Genomic DNA, 22,618 nt, shown 5'->3' on the forward strand with positions numbered 1-22,618 from the left:
TGGATCGAGGCGGCTATATCTATGGTTAATGCTTTTTTACCATTCACGAAACTTTCACATAGGGGAAAGGTTTCGTTGATGCTTGTGGCCCATCTTGAGCCGAAAATGCATTAAATCCAAAGTTTACTCAAAAACTTAGATCAAAAATTCTTTAGTGGAGATTGGCATGTCCCTGACTGCCGCCGTTGAGCCTGGCGTATTGCGCCGGTATGCCAGCGATCAGATTGTCACGCTCGCCAAACTCGTGATCGAAAATGCCTTCCAGCCGATCGTCGAAGCCGGGACGGGTACGGTCTTCGGCTATGAAGCCCTGATGCGTGGGCAGGAGCGGATCGGCTTCGACAGCCCGATCGACATTCTCGATGAGGCCGAGCGCACCGGCCAGCTCCTGGGGCTGGAGCAGATGGTAACGAGCCGGGCGCTGGCGAAATTCGCCACGCTCCCCAATGCAGGCTCCACGACCCTTTTCCTCAATCTCGATGTTCGCCTGATCCCGCAGGGCGATCTGCTGGTCGATGGCTTGCTGCAGCACATGAAGAAGGCCGGCATTGCGCCGTCTTCCGTCTGCTTCGAACTCTCCGAGCGCTTCGATAACACCAGCGTGCCGGAGTTTTCCGATCTGGTCGCCAAGATGCGGGACGCCGGTTTCAAGCTGGCGATCGACGATTTCGGCGTCGGCCACGGTGAAATGAAGCTCCTAGCCGACTATCCCGTCGATTATCTCAAGATAGACCGGCATTTCGTCGCCAATATCGATCGCAACGCCCGCAAGCGTCATATCCTCAGAAACATCGTCAATATCGCCCATGTCCTCGGCACGCGCGTCATTGCCGAGGGGATCGAGACCGAGGCGGAATTCCTGACCTGCCGCGAATTCGGCGTCGATCTCGTCCAGGGCTGGTTCATTGCCCGCCCGACGATGCTGGTCAACGAGCTGAAGCCCGCCTTTCCGCATCTGCAGGATCTCGGCAAGAGGACGCGCAACAGCCAATCGCTGGACGAAATTCTCATTCGCAAGCAGATCGAGGTGCTGCCGACCATCGGCGAGAACGACAGCATCGACAGCGTTTTCGAGCTTTTCCGCCGCAATCCGCGTCGCGCCTATTTTCCCGTCGTCAATGCCAATGGCGAACCGCGCGGCATCATCCACGAGTACCAGCTCAAGGAATATATCTACCAGCCCTTCGGCCGCGACCTCCTGAAAAACAAGGTCTATGAGCGTTCGATTTCTCATTTCGTCGAGATGGCGCCGATCGTCGGCCTGGATTCCGACGCCGACACGCTGATGGCGATCTTTGCCAATATGGAAAGCAGCGATTGCCTGATCGTCACCGAGGGCACGCACTATGCCGGCATCGTCTCGGCCGCCTCGCTGATCAAGGTCATCAACGAAAAGCAGCTCAAGGTCGCCCAGGATCAGAACCCGCTCACCGGCCTGCCGGGCAATCGCGCCATTCATGATTTCATGCAGAGCACCGGCCGCGATGGCGATGAGGTCAGGCACTTTTGCTATTGCGACTTCGACAATTTCAAACCGTTCAACGATGCCTACGGCTTCCATCTTGGTGACCACGCCATCTCGCTATTCGCCGCTCTGATGCGGCGCTATTTCTTTGCCGAGCGCCATTTCCTCGGTCATGTCGGCGGCGACGATTTCTTCATCAGTGTCTCCGGATGGACTGTGGAAGAGCTGCGCGAAATCCTGGACAGGCTGCTTGCCGATTTCCATGCTGACGTTCTGGAGTTCTACTCAGCGGAGGATCGCGCCGCCGGCCGTATCCGTGGCCATGATCGTAGCGGAACGGAGGCCATGTTCCCGCTGATGCGTTGTTCCATCGGCATTCTCGAGCTGCCAGAGGGGTTGGTGATCGACGATATCAACCGCGTCAGCACTTCGATCGCCGGCATCAAGGCGCGAGCGAAAGAGAGCGAAATCGGCATTGCGTTCCTGAGCCTGGGCGAGACGAATTGACGCCCTCCCATACCAGCTTCTTTTCAAGCGGCATGCGCTAAACTATCTCCATTGCTTTACTGGGATGAGGAGAGTCGAGCCATGCGCTTGCCGTCTGAAATGCGTTTTGTGGATTTGCCGTCGTTTGGCAACCCTGAGGTCATGATCATCGCCCGCAAGCCCCTGCCGGTGTTGAAAGACGGCGAGATTCTCGTCCGGGTCGAGGCGGTCGGCGTCAATCGGCCGGATGTGGCGCAACGGCAAGGCATTTACCCGCCGCCGAAGGATGCTAGTCCTATACTCGGCCTGGAAGTTGCCGGCGAAGTCGTCGATGTCGCACGCGGCGTCACGGAGTTCGCCATCGGCAACAAGGTCTGCGGTCTCGCCAATGGCGGAGCCTATGCCGAATATTGTGCCATCCCGGCCAGCCAGGCATTGCGGTTTCCGAACGGCTACGATGCCGTCCGCGCGGCGGCGCTGCCGGAGACATTCTTCACCGTCTGGGCCAACCTCTTCCAGATGGCTGGCCTCACCGAAGGCGAGAGCGTCTTGATCCACGGCGGCTCCAGTGGCATCGGCACGACGGCGATCCAGCTTGCCCACGCCTTCGGCGCCACGGCCTACGCCACCGCCGGTTCGAAGGAGAAATGCGAGGCCTGCGAGAAGCTCGGCGCAAAGCGGGCGATCAACTATAAGGACGAAGACTTCGCCGAGGTTATCAAGGAGGAAACCGGCCAGGGCGTCGATATCATCCTCGACATGATCGGCGCTGCCTATTTCGAAAAGAACCTTGCCTCGCTTGCCAAGGACGGTTGCCTGTCCATCATTGCCTTCTTGGGTGGCGCGGTGGCCGAAAAGGCCAACCTGCAGCCGATCATGGTCAAGCGTCTGACGGTGACGGGCTCGACCATGCGCCCGCGCACAGCGGAGGAGAAGCGCGCTATCCGCGATGATCTTCTCTCGCAGGTCTGGCCGCTGCTCGACGAGGGCAGGATTGCCCCCGTCATTTACAAGACCTTCGCTTTTGATGACGTCATCGACGCGCATCGGCTGATGGAGACCAGCAATCACATCGGCAAGATCATGCTGAAGCTGGCCTGAGGGTGAACGACAGGGCGATGGCGACGAGGCCGGGAAGGGCCATCAACGCATAGAGCCATGTCGCCGCCGACAGGCTGCCTGCAATGCCGCCCGGATGGGCAAGGCCGGCACTGTTGACGATGACGCCGGCGAGTGCTGCGCCGAATGCGCCGCCAAGCGACTGCACCATCGAGATCGCCGCCGAAGCTTTGTCCTGCTCTGTTTGCTCGGCAAGGCTGATGATCCTGGCGATCAGATGCCCCCAGCCGAGACCGACGCCGAAACCCATCAGGAACATGGAGACGACGGCGGGCGCGAGCCAGATGAGTTGGCCGGCCGGATTGTCTCTCGCCACAAAGGGGATCAGCGACGCGGTGGAGATGGTTTCAAGCACGCAGCCGATGATGATCGCAATGGCGGCCTGCCGTCCCGAAAACGAGGCGCTGAAGAAGGCGGCCACGGTCCAGCCGAGCGCCACCAGCGCGACGAGATAGCCGGAGGCGAGCGGCGCAACGCCATGCAGGTTTTGCAGGAAGTAAGGAATGTAGATATCGCTCGTCAGCACCAGCATCATGGTGAACATCATCAGATAGTGCCGGGAGATCGGCTTGGCGAGGATGACGGCGCCCTTCGGCAGGAGCGTGGTCTGCCCCTTGCGCTCGAAGATCAACATTGCCGCGATGAAAGCGACGGATAGGCCAATCAGCAGGATCTTGTAGGATCCATGATCGCTTGTGCTCGCAAAACTCGTCAGCAGGACCGCGGTGAGCAGAAGCGCGATCTGGACCAGCGGGGTTTTCCCCTCGGCGCGATCGTCCTTGACCTTTGGCAGCAGCCATCGTGCCGACAGGGCCATGAGACCGGCCACGGGCACAAGAATAACGAAGGCCTCGCGCCATGCGTGCCCGGCGGAAAACATGCCGCCGAGCGTCGGTCCGAGCACCTGGCGACGCCCCATATTGCGGCGTAAAGCGTGGAAGCCTTGCGCCACATCGGCTCGGGGTAAACGAAGCGAATAAAGGCATAGGCGAGGCCGGCCAGCATGCCGACGCCGTAACCTTGTACGGCGCGGCCGGCCAGCACGACATGCATCGTGGGTGCTATGGCACAGATCAGGTTTCCGGCACCGAATATCAGCGCCGCCGCGACATAGACCGCGCGCAGGCCCATGCCTCTCGGCCTTGTCGCAACCGTGATCGAGCCGAGTACGCCAGCCGCGACGAAAAGCGTCGTCATCCAGGAAAACAGCTCCAGTCCGCCGATGTCGCGAACGATGGACGGAGCGAGCGTCGCGGTGATGTAGGATTCGACAGCGTAAAGGGTGACGCCGCCGCCGAGCATCAATGTCGCGGGCAGGAGCCGGGGTGAGAAGAGGGTGAAAATGGAGTCGGAGCGGGACGTATCTGCGTGGTCGATGCTGGACATCGGATGATCCTCGGTGTTTTCCCTGGCGAATAATTATTTTCCAAGTTATAGATTGGAAAATTACATCGTCGCGAAATTAAAACAAGAGAAAACTTGGAAAAATGCGCCAGTCGCCCGTCAACCGCATCCTGATCCTGTTGAAAACCGATGGTCCGCAGCTTGCAGCAGCCCTCGGCAACGCGCTCGGCATCTCATCGGAAGCGGTGCGCCAGCAGTTGACGAAGATGGCGGAGGAGGGCCTGGTCGAGCCGGTGACGGAGGCTTCTTCGGGCAGGGGGCGACCACGGCAGCTTTGGCATCTGACGGCAGCCGGCAACCGCCAGTTTCCCGACGGCCATGCTGACCTCACCGCGACGCTTCTGGCAACCATGGCCGACCAGCTCGGGCAGGGGGCGGTCAATGCGGTGATTTCAGCCCGTGAGGTGGAGACACTGAAGCGTTACCGCAGCGAAATCGACATCGGCTCCGACCTTCCTTCGCGCGTTGCCACGCTTGCGGCCATCCGCACGCGCGAAGGCTACATGGCCGATCACTGGCTGGAGGAGGATGGCTCCGTCATGCTGGTGGAAAACCACTGCCCCATCTGTTCAGCCGCAAGCGTCTGCGCCGGCTTCTGCCGATCGGAGCTCGAGACGTTTCGTGAGGCATTGGCGGCGAGCGTGGAGCGGGAGGAGCATATTTTGCTTGGGGCGAGGCGCTGTGCCTATCGGATAAGGGCGGCGTCAAACGGGATCAGCTGAGCCCGGAAAATCGGTATAATTGAGCGGATACCGTCTGGCGCTGTAGACCCGAAGTATCCAAATAGTTTGATCGCGGACAATGTAAGGGACTATGAACCCATATCGGGGCTCGACGAGTTCGCGAATATGCTCGCGTATTGTCGGGCGGCCTGAATACGGTTGCTGTTTCAGTGATTGTATCGCGGCGGCAAGACGTTTGGATACGTTGCCATATCCCTGTGGGCTCAACGGTCGCAGCCAATGCTTGAGTTCTTGCAGATCATGCATGGCATCACGAGAAAAGCGAATTTCCATGGGGTGCTATTGCTTGCGTACGAGCGAAGGCTGCGGCAACTCCGCATCTTCTCCCCAACTTTCCAACCATGCCAATACATCGTCGCCCGCGTAACCGAGGCCGTTATCAACGTCTGTCAATGCGGCATCCATGTCCTGCTGCCAGCGTGCCTGATTACGCAGGTAGCTCTCAACCGCATCCGTCACAATATCGGTGTTCGAGCGACCAGTCTGAGCAGCAAGGTCATCGACCTGAGACTGCAATTCATTTGGAAAATCGATATGCATGGTTCGCGCCGATTGCGGCATAGACTTCTCCAGATCAGCTGTGCTCGTGATAATAGCACGAACCAGTTGGCGGACCAGATTCGTTTTCAGGCTTGCACCTCAACTTCCCGAGCCAGTTTCATCTCGCATACCGATTGGCAACCCTCCAGTCAGCGGCTAACAATACCTCATCCCGCAAATCGAAGAGCGCTTTCCATCATGTCCAATCCCGTCTGCGTCGAAGTCACCCGTGGAAATCTTGTAGAAAGCCGTCATCGCGGATCGGTTGCCGTGGTCGATGGTGACGGGAAGCTGGTTTTCTCGCTTGGCGATATCGAACGCGGCGTTTTTCCGCGCTCCGCCTGCAAGGCGATGCAGGCTTTGCCGCTGGTCGAGAGCGGCGCGGCGGATGCCTATGGCTTTGGCGATAAGGAGCTGGCGCTGGCCTGTTCGTCGCATAATGGCGAGGACGAGCACGTGGCGCTGGCCGCATCCATGCTTGCACGGGCCGGTCGGGATGTCACCACGCTCGAATGCGGCGCACATTGGTCCTTTGATCAGAAGACGATTATCCATCAAGCGCGCACCATGGAGAAGCCGACGGCGCTGCACAACAATTGCTCGGGCAAGCATTCTGGTTTCATCTGCGCCTGCTCTCATCAGGACATCGATCCCGCAGGCTATGTCGGCTACGACCATCCGCTGCAACAGCAGATCCGCACGACGATGCAGAGTCTGACGGGCACGCCATTGGGTCACGACAATTGCGGCATCGACGGTTGCGCCATCCCGAGCTATGCCGTGCCGCTCAAAAGCCTGGCGTATGGCTTCGCCAAAATGGCGACCGGCAACGGACTGGAGCCGCTGCGCGCCAAGGCTTCTCGCCGCCTCATCGACGCCTGCATGGCCGAGCCCTTCTATGTCGCCGGCACCGATCGCGCCTGCACGAAGCTGATGCAGATCGCTCCCGGCAGGATTTTCGCCAAGACCGGGGCGGAGGGCGTTTTCTGTGCGGCAATCCCCGAACAGGGTATTGCGATCGCGGTCAAATGCGATGACGGCACGACGCGCGCCGCCGAAGCCATGGTGGCCGCCACACTCGCCCGCTTCTTCGAGAAAAGCGGTGACGTCAACTTGGGTTTGATGGCCATGGCCAACAAGGTGCTCAAAAACTGGAACCGCATCCATGTCGGCGATATCAGGGCGACGGCAGCGTTGACGGCTTAGAATACCGTTGTGTCTTAAGGTTGTCTATTTGGCTGGCAGATGCTGCCGCACGAGCCTGTATTCATGCCAGATCAGGACCATGACCACCAGGTCGAAAGCGGTCAGCACCAGAAGCCCGATCCCGTGGGTGTCGGTGAAGCGATAGAGCTGGTAGACGATAAATAGCCCTAAAGCCACTAGGGACGCCGGATAGGCCCATAGCTTGCCCCTGAGAAGACCGATGACGAGCAGCACTTTCACCAGGCCGTGGGTCAGGAGATAGAATGCGTAGAAGTGCTTGGTCGTGAGGGAGAAGTTTTGCGCCCAGGAAAGCAGGTGCGTTGCGATGAAGTCGTTCGGATTCTTGACCAATTCGTCTTGGGTAAGCAGGTTCACGAGATGAACGATCGTATCGGTGCTGATGAGTGCAAGCGCTATTCCGCCAATGCATTCGATCAGGGCATGGGCTCCCTTCAACAGCACGCTGATCTCGAAGAGTTGATGAATTCGACGTTCGTTCATGCTCTTACAACCCGCTTTCGATGAAATAGCCAGGCAGACCCGACAACCATGCAATGGGTGCATATTTTCGCAGGTTAGTGTCGTTGTTGCGCCGTATGTGGGCATGATAGCGCAAGTTTAAGACTGCTGCCTCTGTCGCCAGTCAAACGGGGTGGTGCCGTGCTTTCGGTCACACGGCGAAAATAGGCATCCCTGCACTCCGATAGGGCACTAGGCTCTCCTCCGTCATATCTGATGGCACGATCATGCCCGAAACCGCCGTGATGGGCAGGATGTGGCAAGGCGAGGCGGCATCCAGCTTCTCTTGCGTCGCCAGCACATAGGTTTCCGCCGAACATTGCGCGATATGCCGCTTGATGGCGGCTTCTTCGAAATCGCCGGTCGAAAGGCCGCGGGCGGGGTGGATGGCGGTAACGCCGAGAAAGAAGATGTCCGGCCGCACCAGCGAGATCGCCGCCATTGCCACGGCTCCCGTCGCCACCATCGAATGCTTGTAGAGCTTGCCGCCGATCAGGATGACTTCGGCTGTCGGGTGATGCTCCAGTTCGCCAGCGATCGTCGGGCTGTGGGTGACGATGGTGAAGGGAAAATCCCTGGGGAGGTGGCGCGCGATTTCCGCATTCGTCGTGCCGCCATCGAGAAACACGGTCCGTCCCGGCCGAACCATTCCCGCCGCATAGGCGCCGAGCTGACGCTTCGCCTCCGACGATACGTTCTGCCGCGCCGAGAAATCGGGTAGCTCAGGCGAGAGCGGCAGTGCGCCGCCATGCACGCGTTTCAGCAGCTTTTCCGCCGCCATCTCTCGAAGATCCCTGCGGATCGTGTCCTCGGACAGGCCGAGATCGTCGGCGACGGTCTTGGCGATCACCTGGCCGTCGCGGCGCAGGATATCGAGGATGAGGGTCTTTCGCTGACTGGTGAGCATGCTGCCTGCTTTTGCACGATAATTCATGATGCATCGTGAATTTATCAGAAATGAGTCGACAATCAAGAAATTTAATGCATTTTCGTGCAAATTCCTGCAATGGGCAGGAGCAAAAGGAGATGTGACATGTTGATCCTGATTGCCGGACCTTATCGCTCCGGGACCGGGGACGATCCCGAAAAGATGGCCGCAAATCTTAGGCGGCTGGAAGAGCCGTCCCATGCGCTGTTCAGGGCAGGGCACCTGCCGATGATCGGCGAATGGGTCGCGCTGCCGGTCTGGCACGCCGCCGGCGGCAAGAGTATCGGCGACGATCTCTATGAGGAGATCTTCCACCCAACCGCCCACCGGCTGCTGCAACTTTGCGAGGGTGTGCTTAGATTGCCGGGCGAGTCCAAGGGCGCCGACAACGACGTCCGCATTGCCCGCGAGCGCGGTATTCCGGTCTGGCATCGGCTGGAAGATGTGCCCGGCTGCGCCTAAGGGACTTTCGCCCATCTTCATGGCATTATGTGCAGGCCTTCGGTTTCCGGCGTCGCGTCATGGGGATGGGCATGCCTTTCCGCATCAATCAAAAGCTTTCATGGCAAGTATCACTGCCAGCCACTTCCGTATTTGCCCGGTTGCCTTTAGCCTTCCTTGGAGTCGAACCGAGGAAGAGAATATGCCGACACTCTATTTTGCAGCGGGCACCTGCGCGCTCGCAAGCCTGATTGCGCTTGAGGAATCCGGTCTTGCTTACGAAGCCCGGCCTATCAGCTTCGCCCAGGGCGAGCAGCGTTCGCCGGAATATCTGGCGATCAACCCCAAGGGTCGCGTTCCCGCGCTGATCACGGACAAGGGCGTCATCACCGAGAATGTAGCGATCCTCGCCTATGTCGCCCAGATCGCCCCACAGGCAAAGCTGGCGCCGCTCGACGATCCCTTCGAATTCGCCCGCATGCAGGCCTTCAACAGCTATCTTGCTTCGACTGTGCATACCAATCATGCCCATAAGATGCGTGGCCATCGCTGGACCGACGATACCTCGGCAATCGAGGCGATGAAGGCCAAGGTGCCGCAGACCATGGGTGAAAGCTTTGCGTTAATCGAAGAGACGATGCTGGAAGGTCCGTGGGTGATGGGCGAGCAATATACCGTCGCCGACGGTTATCTTTTCACCCTGACGCGGTGGCTGCCCGGCGACGGCGTCGATATGGCCCGCTTCGAAAAGGTCAGCGCCCATCACGCGCGCATGCTGGAACGCCCGGCCGTGCAAAAGGCACTTGCTGCCCAGCAGAGCTGATCAGACGGCATCCAAGGCGGCGCGCAGCTTTTTCGGCGCGCGAAATTGCCAGGCTTCGATCAGCCGGAGCTGCAGTTCGGCGTCGCCGATTTCGGCGATGCGCAGCGGCAGCGAGGGCCAGCCGACATAGTGATCCGTCTGGAAATAGATTTCCGGCGCCATTTCGATGAGCTGTTCCTTGCGGTCGACTGGCAAGGCCAGCACGACGGTCTCGATATTCTTGACCCAAACGAACGCTTTGCCGCCGACCTTCAATGCCGGTATACCGTAATGAGTGCTGATCTCAACTTCTGGGAAGTGGCACGCTGTTACGAGCCGCTGAAGGCGCTGAAGAATGTTGCCGGTGTCAATGCCCATCTGCCATGCTCTCTTTGATTGTGTTTGCGCAAAAGAGAATATAAGTCACGGGGCATACAAACAACTCCGACTTTGTAGAGAGCGGTATGTCGATCAGTCGAGAAGGTCGGGTAATACTTGCAAACGCCATCGTGGTGATAGCGTTCCTGTCCATTATAGAGGGGCATATCCACTACGACAGAAGATGGCGGACTGCTTTTGAAACTGGTGCAATAGGCGATACGGAAAAAGTTGTTCTCGCCAAGCTCGGGCACCCGACCGCGCGCGAAAAGCCGGACCGACTCTATCCTGGTTACGCATATACGAACTGTACCATGCCCTGCGTTGAAAGATTGTGGTACGAAAACCTCATTCCCGGCCTTGAGGCATGGTCCGTTTCTCTTGATGGCAACGGACGAGTTCTGGAAAGCTATCATTGGGCTTCACCATGAGCGCACTCACGCACATGCCGTCGATTGCATGTCCCGTTCCACCGTCTTGCGCCCCAGATTCTCTGGCATGAGCGGCAGGTCCGCCAGTTCTTCCAGCGACATCGCCGCCAGGGCCGGATGTTGCAGCGGGTCGGTCTGCGGCTCTCGACTCTCGTCCAGCAAATGATTGAAGAAAAGCTTCAGTATCGACATGGCATGCCTCCTTGTTCTCCCGCGGTGGTGCGTCCTGAGGGCGCATCGATCGGTTGTACGGTGGCGGTTTCTGAATCTATGCTGCAATGATCGCGCGAATTTCGCACTATTACAATTGAGAATGCCAGGATGCCGGTATAGATATTCTATATGAGAAATCTCAACAGCGTTCATCTGAACGGGCTTCGTGCCCTGGAGGCGGTCGGCCGGCTTGGGTCATTGCAGGCGGCGGCCGATGAGCTTGGCGTGACCATCGGCGCGGTCAGCCAGCAGGTGATCAAGGCCGAGGCCCAATTGGGCCGGCCGGTCTTCGACCGCACGCCAAAGGGCATGGCGGTGACGGAGGCGGGTATCGCGGTGCTGGCGCGGCTTCGCGAGGGGTTTCAGGCGCTATCGGCGGCGGTGACCGTCGCGCAATATCGTGACGACAACATTCTCACTATCTCGGTCGCGCCGGTTCTCGCCGCCCGCTGGCTGGTGTTCCGGCTGGATCGGTTCGCCAAGCGCTACCCGGATATCCGCCTGCGCATCGATGCCACCACACAACTGGTCAATCCGGCGACGTCGGATGTCGATATCGGCATCCGCGTCGGCAGCGGACATTGGCCGGGCGTCAAATCCGAGCTGCTACTCGCGCAGGAAGTGTTTCCGGTCGTCACGCCGCAGATCGCCGCCGCGCTCAAGGAGCCCGCCGATCTGCTGACCGTGCCCGCAATCATCGACGGACATGCCATGTTTACCTGGGATGTCTGGCTAAGCGAGGTTGGCCTCTCCGGCGAGAGCATGGAAACGAGACATATCTTCAACGATGCTTCGCTCTGTCTCGATGCCGCTATGGCCGGCCAGGGTGTCATGCTCGCCTGGCAGACGCTGGCGGTACACGCTCTGGAACACAAGAGCCTTGTCGATCCCTTCGGCATCCGCGCTAAAACAGGCTTCGGCCACTATTTCATCACGGCCGAAGGTGCGCGCGAGGCGAAGAAGGTGACCGCCTTCAAGGCATGGATGCGCGAGGAGATGGAAGCGAGCATGCGGCTATTCCAGTAAGTTGGTCTCAGGCCGGCTCTTTGGCCCGGCCTGCCTGCATCGCCTTGTAAGCGGCGCGCGACTGGCAACGCTCGATCCAGGCCTTCACCTTCGGATGGCTGTCGAACAGCGCCTGCTCCGTCTGCGCATAGCGAAGGACCTCGGCGGCGTTAAGGTCGGCGACGGTGAAGCGGTTGCCGGCGATATAATCCTGATTCTGAAGATGCTGCTCGAGCACGTCCAGCGGCTTCTTGAGCGAGCGGCAGGCAACCGCGATCCCGGCCTTGCCGGCCTCGCTGTTTTCCAGACCATTGTCGTAGATCCTGACGAGCGCAACGGAATAGGGCTCCACCTCGGTCGCCGCCCACATGGTCCACATCAAAAGCTGGCTTTCCTCCTCCACCGTCTTGCCGGCAAGCGGACCGCCATATTTACGGGCGAGATAGAGATTGATCGCCAGGGATTCGTTCATGACGAGATCGCCATCCTTGATGCTCGGGATCAAACCCATCGGATTTACCGCCAGGAATTCCGGCGACATCGTGTTGAGCGGCGCATCGGGGCTCAAGGGGTTATCCAGCCGGCGAGCCTGAAGCACCGGCACGGACCTGAACTCGATGCCGATTTCCCTAGCCATCCAGTAGTTGCGCGATGCACGCGAGCGATAGACGCCATAGATTGTCAGCATGTTCCGTCTCCGAAGTGTTTTGCGTGGAGCTAGGGTATTGGCGGCTATGGGCGAAAGGAAGGGGTGTCCGCTGATATCTGGATGAAAGCTTTTGATGGATGCGCGGGGCCAAGCACGAAAATATCCGCAAACCGCCCGGAAACTTTGCAAATCATGCTGTCTACTCACCTCCTTTGTTCGGAAATTAGCCTCCGTGCATGTTAGATTCGAGTGTGGTTTTCATCGGATGCGGTAGGAGGCATCCGGCGAAAAAGTCCATGCGCGATTGGTGACTGCGATCTCGGGAGGAGAGCAGATGCTTGCGACGAGCGTATCGCTTGACGACAAATATACCGCAGACGAGGGTCGTGTCTTCATGACCGGCCTGCAGACGCTGGTGCGTCTGCCGATGACCCAGATGCGGCGCGATCGCGCCGCCGGTCTCAACACAGCTGCGTTCATATCCGGCTATCGTGGCTCGCCGCTCGGCGGATACGACCAGCAGCTTCTGAAAGCCAAGACCTACCTCGACGCGCACGACGTCACCTTCCAGCCCGGCATCAACGAAGACCTAGCCGCCACCGCCGTCTGGGGCACACAGCAAGTCGGCCTATCGCCCGGCGTTCGCAAGGATGGCGTGCTCGGTATTTGGTACGGCAAAGGCCCCGGCGTCGACCGCTCTGGCGACGTGCTGAAACATGCCAATGCCGCCGGCACCTCGAAGCATGGCGGCGTCCTATGTTTTGCCGGCGACGATCATTCCGCCAAATCCTCCACTATTCCGCACCAGACCGACCATGATTTCATGTCGGCGGTCATTCCGGTCCTCTATCCCTCCTCGATCCACGAGTTCCTCGAATACGGCCTGCTCGGCATCGCCATGTCGCGCTACTCCGGCTGCTGGGTCGGCATGAAATTCATCGCCGATACCATCGAGACCACGGCCGCCGTCGATCTCGCCGGCGAAAGACGCCAATTCGTGCTGCCGATCGATTTCGAGCTGCCGCCTGGCGGCCTGAATCTCCGCTGGCCCGATCCGCCGCTGGTGCAGGATGACCGGTTACAGACCTATAAGGCCTATGCCGCGATCGCCTTTGCCCGCGCCAATCGTGTCGATGAAGTCACCCATGATGTGCCCAACGCCCGCTTCGGCATCATATCGTCCGGCAAGGCCTATGAAGATGTGCTGCAGGCGCTGCGCGAACTCGAGATCGGCCCGAGGGAAATGGCGGCGATCGGCCTGCGTATCCTGAAGGTTCGCATGCCCTGGCCGCTGGAGCCGGAGGCTGTACGGCATTTCTCCGAGGGGCTGGACGAGGTGCTGGTCATCGAGGAGCGGCGCGAGATCATCGAAAACCAGATCAAGCAGCAGCTCTTCAACTGGCGCTCCGATGTCCGCCCGCGCATCGTCGGCAAGTTCGACGAACACGACAAGCCCTATCTCAGTCTATCGGCGGCGCTGACCGTCGGCGCGGTCGCTCGCGCCATCGCTGGACGTATCGTCAAGCTCGATCTCGATTCTTCGTTACATGATCGCATCGCCGCCAAGCTCACCTATCTCGCAGAGCGCGGCCAGATCAGCCGCACCCATGTCGCGCCGGTGAACCGCACGCCGTTCTTCTGCTCCGGCTGTCCGCACAACACCTCGACCCGGGTGCCCGAAGGCAGCCGGGCCATGGCTGGTATCGGGTGCCACTACATGGTCACCTGGATGGACCGCAAAACCGAGACCTTCACGCAGATGGGCGGCGAGGGCGTGCCGTGGACGGCAATCGCCCGCTATACCGATGAGAAGCACATGTTCGCCAATCTTGGCGACGGCACCTATTTCCATTCCGGCATTCTCGCCATCCGCCAATCCGTCGCCGCCAAGGTCAACATCACCTACAAGCTGCTCTATAACGACGCCGTCGCCATGACCGGCGGCCAGCAGATCGATGGTTATCTGACGCCGGAACTCGTCACCCGCCAGCTGCACGGCGAGGGCGTTAAGCCGATCTATCTGCTCTCTGAAAGTCCTGAGGCTTATCTCGCATCGGATCTGGCTCCCGGCGTAAAGGTCCTGCATCGCGACAACATCGATCAGGTGATGCTGACGCTGCGCGAGGTCGAGGGCTGCTCGGCCATCGTCTATGTCCAGACCTGTGCCGCGGAAAAGCGCCGCCGTCGCAGCCGTGGTCTGCTTGAAGACCCGGCCAAGCGCGTCTTCATCAATCCCGCTGTCTGCGAAGGCTGTGGCGACTGCTCGGTGCAGTCCAACTGCATCTCCGTCGAGCCGTTGGAAACCGAATTCGGTCGCAAGCGGCAGATCAACCAGTCGAGCTGCAACAAGGATTTCTCCTGCGTCAAGGGCTTCTGTCCCTCCTTCGTCACCGTCCATGGCGGCAAGCGTCGCAAGCGCAAGGCGTTGGAACATGCCGATGTTGAGGTGCCGATGCCGGAAGTCCCGGCTCTCGGCGAGCGTCCCTGGAACATTGCCATCGCCGGCGTCGGCGGGACCGGCATTTTGACGATCGGCGCCATCCTTGGCATGGCGGCCCATCTCGACGGCAAGGTGCCGATGATCCTCGATATGGCCGGCCTCGCGCAAAAGGGCGGTGCCGTGATGAGCCATCTGCGCATCGGCCACAATCAAGCCGACGTCACCTCGTCGCGCATCGTCAACGGCGGCGCCGACCTGTTGCTTTCCGCCGACGAGGTGGTCGGAGCATCGAAGGATGCGATCACGCTCTGCTCTTCCGCCCGCACCACCGCCATCGTCAACACCGGCCTGATGCCGGTCGCCGATTTCGTCCGCAACCGCGATTTCGATTTCAAAGTTGGTTCGGTGCAGCATGCGATTGCCAAGACCGTCTCCGACAAATCTGTCTTCCTCGATTTCGGCCATGTCGCCAGCGAAGTCACCGGCGATGCCATGTCGACCAACATCCTGCTCACCGGTTTCGCCTGGCAGCGCGGCCTGCTGCCGCTGTCGCTGGAGGCGATCGAGAAGGCGATCGAGCTCAATGGTGTGGCGGTCAAGGCCAGCCTCTCCGCCTTCCATTGGGGCCGGCTGCTGGCGCATGATCCGCAAGCCGTGCATGAGATAATGTCCGAGCCGGATGCGAAGAAGACGCTGGTGGAGATGAGCCTCGGCGAGCTTATCACCCACCGCAAGACGCATCTGACCGCCTATCAGGATGCCGCCCTTGCCGATCGCTATGGCGCGTTCGTCACACGCGCCTCGGCAGCGGCCGCCAAAGCTCAGCTTTCCGACAAGGTGCCCTTCGCAGTTGCCGTTAACTATGCGCGGGTGCTGGCCTATAAGGACGAATATGAGGTGGCGCGGCTTCTGACCGATCCGGCTTTCGAGGCGCATCTGCGCGACGAGATGGAAGGCGATTTCAAGCTGGCCCTCAATCTCGCCCCGCCGATGCTCGCCGGCAAGGATCCGAACGGCCGGCCGAAGAAACGTGAATTCGGCCCTTGGATCTTGCCGCTGCTGCGCTGGCTCGCACCGATGAAGCGGCTTCGCGGCACTGCCTTCGATCCTTTCGGCTATATGGCCGAACGTCGGCTCGAGCGCCGGTTGATCGGCGAATATGAAGCAATCGCCGAGCGTGTCCTCAGTCGCCTATGCGCGGATAATGAAGCCGAGGCCCTTGCTATTCTGTCATTGTTCGATGAGATCAGAGGCTACGGACCGGTCAAGGAGGAGGCTGCCCGGAAGGTCATGGCACGGATCGCCGAGAAGCTGAAGACCTATGAAATGCCGCAGGAGAAGCAGCACGTTCCGGCTGACGCGGCGTGATGTTCAGGAGAGAAGCGGGAGGAGAAAGCCATGTATGACGGGGGACTGAATTTCGCGCTCGGCGAGGAGATCGAGGCACTGCGCGACAGCGTGCGCCGCTTTGCCGGCCAGCGCATCGCGCCGCTTGCCGACGAGTTCGATCGTAACAATGGCTTTCCCATGCAGCTCTGGCGGGATATGGGCAATCTCGGCCTGCTCGGTGTCACGGCCGACGAAACCCATGGCGGCGCCGGTCTCGGCTATCTTGCGCACACGGTCGCCATGGAGGAAATCAGCCGCGCCTCGGCCTCCGTTGGCCTCAGCTACGGCGCTCATTCCAATCTCTGCGTCAACCAGATCAACCGCAACGGCAGCGGGACACAGAAGGCACGCTACCTGCCGAAGCTGATATCCGGCGAACATGTCGGCGCGCTTGCCATGTCGGAACCCAGCTCCGGCTCCGATGTCGTCTCGATGAAGCTGCAGGCCGAAAGGCGCGGTGACCACTATATTTTGAACGGCAGCAAGATGTGGATCACCAACGGCCCCGATGCCGAAGTGCTGGTCGTCTATGCCAAGACCACCCCCGATGCCGGCCCTCGCGGCATCACCGCTTTCCTGGTCGAAAAGGGTTTCAACGGTTTCTCGGTGGGCCAGAAACTCGACAAGCTTGGCATGCGCGGCTCCAGCACGTCGGAACTGATCTTCATCGATTGCGAAGTCCCGGCGGAAAATGTGCTGGGTCAAGTTGATGGCGGCGCGCGGGTGCTGATGTCCGGCCTCGACTATGAGCGCGTCGTCCTGTCAGGCGGCCCGCTCGGCATCATGGCCGCCTGCATGGATGTCGTGCTGCCCTATCTGCACGAGCGCAAGCAGTTCGGCCAGCCGATCGGCGAATTTCAGCTGATGCAGGGCAAGCTTGCCGACATGTATGTGACCATGAACGCCGCCCGCGCCTATGTCTATGCGGTCGCCGCCGCCTGCGATCGTGGCGAAACGACCCGCAAGGATGCCGCCGGCTGCATCCTTTATGCTGCGGAAAAGGCGACGGCCCTGGCGCTCGAATGCATCCAGGTCCTCGGCGGCAACGGCTATACCAACGACTATCCCGCCGGCCGGCTGCTGCGCGACGCCAAGCTCTACGAGATAGGCGCCGGCACCTCCGAAATCCGCCGCATGCTGATCGGACGAGAGCTGTTTGCCGAGACTGCCTGATTTCGAGATTTCACCCCAACGCATTGGTGAGGCCGTATGACCGTCCTGAAATCAGAGATCTCCACCCATTCGGACCGGTTCAGGGATAATCGCGCCGCGATGCTGGAGGTGATCGAAGTGGCCGAGGCGGCGGCCGTGCGAGCAGCGGAAGGTGGCGGCGCGCAGGCACGCGAGCGGCATGTCGGGCGCGGCAAGATGCTGCCGCGCGACCGGGTGACGGGGCTGATCGATCCGGCGACGCCTTTCCTCGAAATCGGTGCCACGGCGGCGCATGGCCTCTATGGCGATGATGCGCCGGGTGCTGGTCTGATCACCGGCGTCGGCCACGTTTCCGGCCGTGACTGCATGATCGTCTGCAACGATGCCACCGTCAAAGGCGGCACCTATTATCCGGTCACTGTGAAGAAGCATCTGCGGGCGCAGGAGATCGCGGCGGAAAACAATCTGCCCTGCCTCTATCTGGTCGATTCCGGCGGGGCCAACCTGCCGAACCAGGATGAAGTCTTTCCGGACCGTGATCATTTCGGCCGTATTTTCTATAACCAGGCCAATATGTCGGCGGCGGGCATTCCGCAGATTGCCGTGGTCATGGGTTCCTGTACGGCCGGCGGCGCCTATGTGCCGGCCATGTCCGACGAAACCATCATCGTTGAGGGACAGGGGACGATCTTTCTCGCCGGACCGCCATTGGTGAAGGCGGCGACCGGCGAGGTGGTTTCGGCCGAAGATCTCGGCGGCGGCGATGTGCATACACGGCTTTCCGGCGTCGCCGATTATCTGGCGCGCGACGATGCTCATGCGCTTGCGCTCGCCCGGCAAGCGGTCGCCAATCTCAATCGTCACAAGCCGGTAACCGTCGAGCTTCGCACACCGGAGCTGCCGCTTTACGACCCGGAGGAAATTTTGGGCATCGTGCCCTCCGATCTGCGCACGCCCTATGATGTCCGCGAGGTGATCGCCCGCATGGTCGACGGCTCCCGCTTCGACGAATTCAAGGCGCGCTATGGTGCAACGCTGGTCTGCGGCTTCGCCCATGTCCACGGCATTCCTGTCGGCATCATCGCCAACAACGGCGTGTTGTTTTCGGAATCGGCGCTGAAGGGCGCGCATTTCGTCGAGCTTTGCTCGCAGCGCAAGATCCCGCTGGTTTTCCTGCAAAACATCACCGGCTTCATGGTCGGTCGAAAGTACGAGACCGAGGGCATCGCCAAGCACGGCGCCAAGCTGGTGACGGCGGTGGCGACGACCAAGGTACCGAAAATTACCATGCTGATCGGCGGCTCCTTCGGCGCCGGCAATTACGGCATGTCCGGTCGCGCCTATTCGCCACGTTTCCTCTGGACCTGGCCGAACAGCCGCATCTCCGTCATGGGCGGCGAGCAGGCGGCCGGCGTGCTGGCAACGGTGCGCGGCGAGGCGCTGGCGCGTGCCGGAAAGCCCTGGACGAAGGACGAGGAGGCGGCCTTCAAGCAGCCGACCTTGAAAATGTTCGAGACACAGAGCCACCCGCTTTATGCCTCGGCCCGCCTTTGGGACGATGGCATCATCGACCCGCGCAAGAGCCGCGATGTGCTGGCGCTATCGCTGTCGGCTGCGCTCAATGCGCCGATCGAAGACACACGCTTCGGCCTGTTCAGGATGTGAGAGAACAATGTTTTCAAAGATACTGATCGCCAATCGCGGAGAAATCGCCTGCCGGATCATCCGGACGGCAAGGCGGATGGGTGTCCGCACGGTCGCCGTCTATTCCGACGCCGATGTCGGTGCTCTGCATGTCGCGCTTGCCGATGAATCTGTTCATATCGGCGGGGCAGCCGCGAGCGAGAGCTATCTTTCGAAGGAGCGGATCATCGCGGCCGCACAGCGATCCGGTGCCGAGGCCATCCATCCCGGCTATGGCTTTCTCTCGGAAAACGCCAATTTCGCCGAGGCCGTTGAAGCGGCCGGACTGACCTTTATCGGCCCGTCGCCCGCCTCGATCCGGGCCATGGGTCTCAAGGATGCGGCCAAGGCGCTGATGGAGAAGGCCGGCGTACCCGTCGTCCCCGGCTATCATGGCGACAAGCAGGATGCGGCATTCCTCGCCAAGCGGGCAGCGGAGATCGGCTTTCCAGTGCTGATCAAGGCGCGCGCCGGTGGCGGCGGCAAGGGCATGCGCCGCGTCGACCGGCCGGAGGATTTTGCGGCGGCGTTGGAGGCGGCAAGACGCGAGGCGAAATCGGCCTTTGGCGATGATGCCGTGCTGATCGAGAAATACCTGCTCCAGCCCCGTCACATCGAGATCCAGGTTTTTGGCGACAGGCAAGGGAACGTCGTGCATCTCTTCGAGCGCGATTGCTCGTTGCAGCGGCGGCACCAGAAGGTGATCGAGGAAGCGCCGGCACCGGGGATGACGGTGGAGATGCGCAGCGCCATGGGCGAGGCCGCGGTGCGGGCAGCGCGCGCCATCGATTATCGTGGTGCCGGCACCGTCGAATTCATCGTCGATGTCTCGCAGGGCCTGTTGCCGGACCGGTTCTTCTTCATGGAGATGAATACGCGCCTGCAGGTCGAGCACCCCGTCACCGAGGCGATTGCAGGCGTCGATCTGGTCGAGTGGCAATTGCGGGTCGCCAGCGGCGAGCCCCTGCCGAAGATGCAAGCCGAGCTTGCCATTGACGGATGGGCCTTCGAGGCACGGCTCTATGCCGAGGACCCGTCGAAAGGCTTCCTGCCGGCGACCGGCACGCTGGCGCATCTGAGGTTTCCCGAGGGCGATGCCCGCATCGATGCCGGCGTGCGCCAGAGTGACAGCATCACGCCATACTACGATCCGCTGATCGCCAAGCTCATCGTTCACGCTCCGACCCGCGAGGCGGCGCTCGGCAAGCTGACGCGAGCGCTACAGAATACGCAGATGGTGGGAACGGCGAGTAATCTCGATTTCCTGATCCGCTTGAGCGAGCAGCCGGATTTCGTCGCCGGTCGTCCTGATACGGGCTTGATCGACCGCGAGGTGGAGGCGTTGACGTCGGTGCAGCCGCCGGATGACATCGCGCTAGCGATTGCCGCCGTTTTCGAAACGGGCGGCTTGACGCGATCCTTGAGCGACGACCCTTGGCAATCGCTTGGCGCCTGGCAGCTTTGGGGCGATGCAAGCCGGACTGTCCTGCTGCATCATGGCGGTGGCCAGACGAACTGCCGCGTGATTGCGAAAGGACGGGATCTCTTCTCGGTGCATGTCGGTGATCGCGCTGTCACTGTTCGTCTTGTCGCCCGCGGTGACGAAGCCTGCCGGGTCGAGATCGACGGCCGGCAACGGAGCACTGCCGTCTTCCGGATGCCACACGGCATGGCGCTTTTCCTCGACGGCCGCACCCATCATTTCCATCGGCCTGATCCGCTGGACGGCGGGGCGGAAGAGGCGGCCGGCGGTGACCGGCTGATTGCGCCGATGCCCGGCCTCATCAAGATTGTCCGGGTGCGGGAAGGCGATGTGGTGGCGAAGGGGCAGGCGCTGATCGTCATGGAGGCCATGAAGATGGAGCTGACACTGGCCGCGATGCGCGATGGCGTGGTGGAAAGCCTGAATGTCGGCGAAGGCGACCAGACCAGCGAAAGCGCCATCTTGCTGTCGCTCCACCCGGAGGATGCAGCATGACCGATCGTGCTCCGAACCATGTCACCATCGTTGAAATGGCGCCACGAGACGGCTTGCAGAATGAAGAGCGGCAGATCGAGACGCAGGACAAGATCAAGCTGGTGGACCTGCTCTCTGACTGCGGCTTCGAGCGCATCGAGGTTACCAGTTTCGTGAGTCCGAAATGGGTGCCTCAGCTTGCCGATGCCGCCGAGGTCATGGCCGGGATCAAACGCAAGCCGGGTATCAAATATGCGGTGCTGACGCCGAACAGGCGAGGGTTTGAGGCCGCGCTTGCTGCCGGCGCCGACGAGGTGGCGATCTTCGCTTCAGCCTCTGAGAGCTTCTCGATGCGCAATATCAATTGCTCCATCGCCGAGAGTATCGAGCGTTTCCGGCCGGTGGCCGAGGCGTGCCGCAATCGCGGTATTCCCCTGCGCGGCTATGTCAGTTGCGTTGTCGAATGCCCCTATGAGGGCACGATGCCGCCGACGAACGCCGCCATCGTTGCCGGATTGCTGGGAGGGCTCGGTTGCTACGAGATCAGCTTGGGGGACACGATCGGCAGAGGCATGCCGGAGGCGGTGAACCGGATGCTGGAAGCCGTGCTTGGCGAGCTTCCGGCCGGCATGCTGGCTGGCCATTTTCACGATACGTCGGGCCGGGCACTGGATAATATCGCCGTTGCCCTGGAACGCGGCCTCAGGGTGTTCGATGCAGCCGCCGGCGGTCTCGGTGGCTGCCCCTTCGCGCCCGGCGCCAAGGGCAATGTCGATACGGTGGCGGTCCACGGCTATCTGACCACACGGGGTTTCGAGACCGGCCTCGATGAAGAAAAAGCTCGTCAACGCCGCCGCCTTCGCCCGTAGCCTCAGGAGCGCCGCATGACATCGCAAACAATCCGTATCGCCATCGACGAACGCGGTGTCGCGCAACTGACCCTGGCGCGCCCGGAAAAGCACAACGCCTTGTCGGCCGAGATGATCGATGCACTCACCGAGGCCGCCAATGACCTCGGCGGCAGTGCAAGCGTGCGCGTTGTCGTCCTTACGGGCGAGGGAGCAAGCTTTTGCGCCGGCGGCGATCTCGGCTGGATGCGCGCCCAGTTTGACGCCACCCGCGCCGGTCGCATCGTCGAAGCCCGTCGATTGGCGATGCTGTTCAAGGCTCTGAACGAGATGCCGAAGCCGCTGGTCGCCCGTGCGCATGGCAATGTCTTCGGTGGCGGCATCGGTCTCCTTAGCATCTGCGACATGACGATTGCCGCCGCCACCGCCCGCTTCGGCCTGACGGAGGTCCGTCTCGGCATCATCCCCGCAACCATCAGCCCCTATGTTGTCGCCCGCATCGGCGAAGCGAATGCCCGCCCGCTCTTCCTCTCGGGCAAGATTATCGACGCCTGGCAGGCCCATGCCGCCGGGCTGCTGTCCCGTGTCGTGCCCGAGGATGCGCTGGACGATGCCGTCGAAGCCGAGATCCATCATTTTCTCGGCGCTTCGCCACAGGCAGCCGCTCGCGCCAAGGCACTGGCCCGCTCCCTCGGCATGCCGATCACCGACGAACTCATCGATCGCGTCATTGAGCAATTGGTGGAGGCGTGGGAGAGCGAGGAGGCAAGGGAAGGGCTCGCTGCCTTCTTCGAGCGGCGGCAGCCGAAGTGGAGATAGG

20 protein-coding genes and 2 pseudogenes are annotated in these 22,618 nt (G+C 60.9%); 14 read left to right on the top strand and 8 right to left on the bottom strand.

The genetic code is table 11. The features are described 5' to 3' along the window. The first annotated feature begins 166 nt into the window (after positions 1-166). Together HB780_RS30590 and HB780_RS30595 are read left to right on the top strand one after the other, a co-directional pair. On the top strand, positions 167-1,972 hold the full coding sequence (locus tag HB780_RS30590) for a GGDEF domain-containing protein (protein WP_183691928.1): 1,806 nt from the start codon (positions 167-169) through the stop codon (positions 1,970-1,972). 81 nt (positions 1,973-2,053) lie between these two features. Continuing rightward, entirely contained in the window at positions 2,054-3,052 is a 999-nt protein-coding gene (locus HB780_RS30595; RefSeq protein ID WP_183691930.1) for an NAD(P)H-quinone oxidoreductase, read from the top strand. Here HB780_RS30595 and HB780_RS30600 read toward each other — a convergent pair. Further along, positions 3,033-4,456, bottom strand: a pseudogene (locus HB780_RS30600) (MFS transporter). The gene HB780_RS30595 and the pseudogene HB780_RS30600 sit on opposite strands and share 20 nt — an antisense overlap. 101 nt (positions 4,457-4,557) lie before the next feature. Here HB780_RS30600 and HB780_RS30605 point away from each other — a divergent pair. Next, positions 4,558-5,196 carry a helix-turn-helix transcriptional regulator gene (locus HB780_RS30605; RefSeq protein ID WP_183691931.1) on the top strand — a complete coding sequence of 213 codons (639 nt, stop codon included), beginning with the start codon at positions 4,558-4,560 and terminating at the stop codon, positions 5,194-5,196. On the opposite strand, the gene HB780_RS33425 is transcribed toward HB780_RS30605, so the two are convergent. Beyond that, positions 5,179-5,490 carry a type II toxin-antitoxin system RelE/ParE family toxin gene (locus HB780_RS33425; RefSeq protein ID WP_183691933.1) on the bottom strand — a complete coding sequence of 104 codons (312 nt, stop codon included), beginning with the start codon at positions 5,488-5,490 and terminating at the stop codon, positions 5,179-5,181. The two genes, HB780_RS30605 and HB780_RS33425, sit on opposite strands and share 18 nt — an antisense overlap. A gap of 6 nt (positions 5,491-5,496) precedes the next feature. Continuing rightward, positions 5,497-5,778 (bottom strand): hypothetical protein, encoded by a 282-nt coding sequence (locus HB780_RS30615; protein WP_183691935.1) that lies wholly within the window; start codon positions 5,776-5,778, stop codon positions 5,497-5,499. A 177-nt stretch (positions 5,779-5,955) separates the two neighbouring features. Here HB780_RS30615 and HB780_RS30620 point away from each other — a divergent pair, with 177 nt between their 5' ends. Continuing rightward, positions 5,956-6,963: an asparaginase gene (locus HB780_RS30620; protein ID WP_183691937.1), complete on the top strand. Its 1,008-nt coding sequence runs from the start codon at positions 5,956-5,958 to the stop codon at positions 6,961-6,963. Positions 6,964-6,987: 24 nt separating this feature from the next. Here the strand turns inward: HB780_RS30620 and HB780_RS30625 are convergent, their stop codons facing one another. Continuing rightward, complete coding sequence (locus HB780_RS30625) at positions 6,988-7,464, bottom strand: DUF2127 domain-containing protein (RefSeq protein WP_183691939.1); 477 nt, start codon at positions 7,462-7,464, stop codon at positions 6,988-6,990. A 169-nt stretch (positions 7,465-7,633) separates the two neighbouring features. Further along, positions 7,634-8,389, bottom strand: a complete 756-nt coding sequence (locus HB780_RS30630; RefSeq protein ID WP_183697646.1) for a DeoR/GlpR family DNA-binding transcription regulator — start codon at positions 8,387-8,389, stop codon at positions 7,634-7,636. Positions 8,390-8,515: 126 nt separating this feature from the next. On the opposite strand from HB780_RS30630, the gene HB780_RS30635 reads away from it, so the two are divergent. Next, the gene (locus tag HB780_RS30635) at positions 8,516-8,872 is read left to right on the top strand and encodes a DUF4406 domain-containing protein (protein WP_183691941.1); all 357 of its coding nucleotides are present in this window, start codon (positions 8,516-8,518) and stop codon (positions 8,870-8,872) included. A gap of 181 nt (positions 8,873-9,053) precedes the next feature. Next, a complete protein-coding gene (locus HB780_RS30640) occupies positions 9,054-9,674 on the top strand; it encodes a glutathione S-transferase family protein (protein ID WP_183691943.1) in 621 nt (206 codons plus the stop codon). On the opposite strand, the gene HB780_RS30645 is transcribed toward HB780_RS30640, so the two are convergent. Continuing rightward, entirely contained in the window at positions 9,675-10,031 is a 357-nt protein-coding gene (locus tag HB780_RS30645; protein ID WP_183691945.1) for an MmcQ/YjbR family DNA-binding protein, read from the bottom strand. It abuts the gene before it with no gap. An 86-nt stretch (positions 10,032-10,117) separates the two neighbouring features. Here HB780_RS30645 and HB780_RS30650 point away from each other — a divergent pair, with 86 nt between their 5' ends. Continuing rightward, the gene (locus tag HB780_RS30650; protein ID WP_183691947.1) at positions 10,118-10,462 is read left to right on the top strand and encodes a hypothetical protein; all 345 of its coding nucleotides are present in this window, start codon (positions 10,118-10,120) and stop codon (positions 10,460-10,462) included. Positions 10,463-10,468: 6 nt separating this feature from the next. Here HB780_RS30650 and HB780_RS30655 read toward each other — a convergent pair whose 3' ends face one another. Further along, positions 10,469-10,654, bottom strand: coding sequence for a hypothetical protein (locus HB780_RS30655; protein WP_183691950.1), 186 nt, complete (start codon positions 10,652-10,654; stop codon positions 10,469-10,471). 150 nt (positions 10,655-10,804) lie between these two features. On the opposite strand from HB780_RS30655, the gene HB780_RS30660 reads away from it, so the two are divergent. Then, positions 10,805-11,701 (top strand): LysR substrate-binding domain-containing protein, encoded by an 897-nt coding sequence (locus HB780_RS30660; protein WP_183691952.1) that lies wholly within the window; start codon positions 10,805-10,807, stop codon positions 11,699-11,701. 7 nt (positions 11,702-11,708) lie between these two features. On the opposite strand, the gene HB780_RS30665 is transcribed toward HB780_RS30660, so the two are convergent. Continuing rightward, positions 11,709-12,368, bottom strand: a complete 660-nt coding sequence (locus tag HB780_RS30665; RefSeq protein ID WP_183691954.1) for a glutathione S-transferase family protein — start codon at positions 12,366-12,368, stop codon at positions 11,709-11,711. 295 nt (positions 12,369-12,663) lie between these two features. Here HB780_RS30665 and HB780_RS30670 point away from each other — a divergent pair, with 295 nt between their 5' ends. From HB780_RS30670 to HB780_RS30695, 6 genes and pseudogenes are all read left to right on the top strand, one after another. Beyond that, positions 12,664-16,137, top strand: a complete 3,474-nt coding sequence (locus HB780_RS30670; protein WP_183691956.1) for an indolepyruvate ferredoxin oxidoreductase family protein — start codon at positions 12,664-12,666, stop codon at positions 16,135-16,137. 30 nt (positions 16,138-16,167) lie between these two features. Next, a complete protein-coding gene (locus HB780_RS30675) occupies positions 16,168-17,331 on the top strand; it encodes an isovaleryl-CoA dehydrogenase (protein WP_183691958.1) in 1,164 nt (387 codons plus the stop codon). Between the two features lie 36 nt (positions 17,332-17,367). Further along, positions 17,368-18,975 carry a carboxyl transferase domain-containing protein gene (locus HB780_RS30680; RefSeq protein WP_183691959.1) on the top strand — a complete coding sequence of 536 codons (1,608 nt, stop codon included), beginning with the start codon at positions 17,368-17,370 and terminating at the stop codon, positions 18,973-18,975. Between the two features lie 7 nt (positions 18,976-18,982). Then, entirely contained in the window at positions 18,983-20,971 is a 1,989-nt protein-coding gene (locus tag HB780_RS30685; protein ID WP_183691961.1) for an acetyl/propionyl/methylcrotonyl-CoA carboxylase subunit alpha, read from the top strand. Further along, positions 20,968-21,838 (top strand): annotated as a pseudogene (locus tag HB780_RS30690) (hydroxymethylglutaryl-CoA lyase). Before HB780_RS30685 ends, HB780_RS30690 begins: the two are co-directional and overlap by 4 nt. Next, entirely contained in the window at positions 21,835-22,617 is a 783-nt protein-coding gene (locus tag HB780_RS30695; RefSeq protein ID WP_183691963.1) for a crotonase/enoyl-CoA hydratase family protein, read from the top strand. Before HB780_RS30690 ends, HB780_RS30695 begins: the two are co-directional and overlap by 4 nt. Position 22,618 lies beyond the last annotated feature (1 nt).

Source organism: Rhizobium lusitanum (assembly GCF_014189535.1).
Lineage (GTDB): Bacteria > Pseudomonadota > Alphaproteobacteria > Rhizobiales > Rhizobiaceae > Rhizobium > Rhizobium lusitanum_C.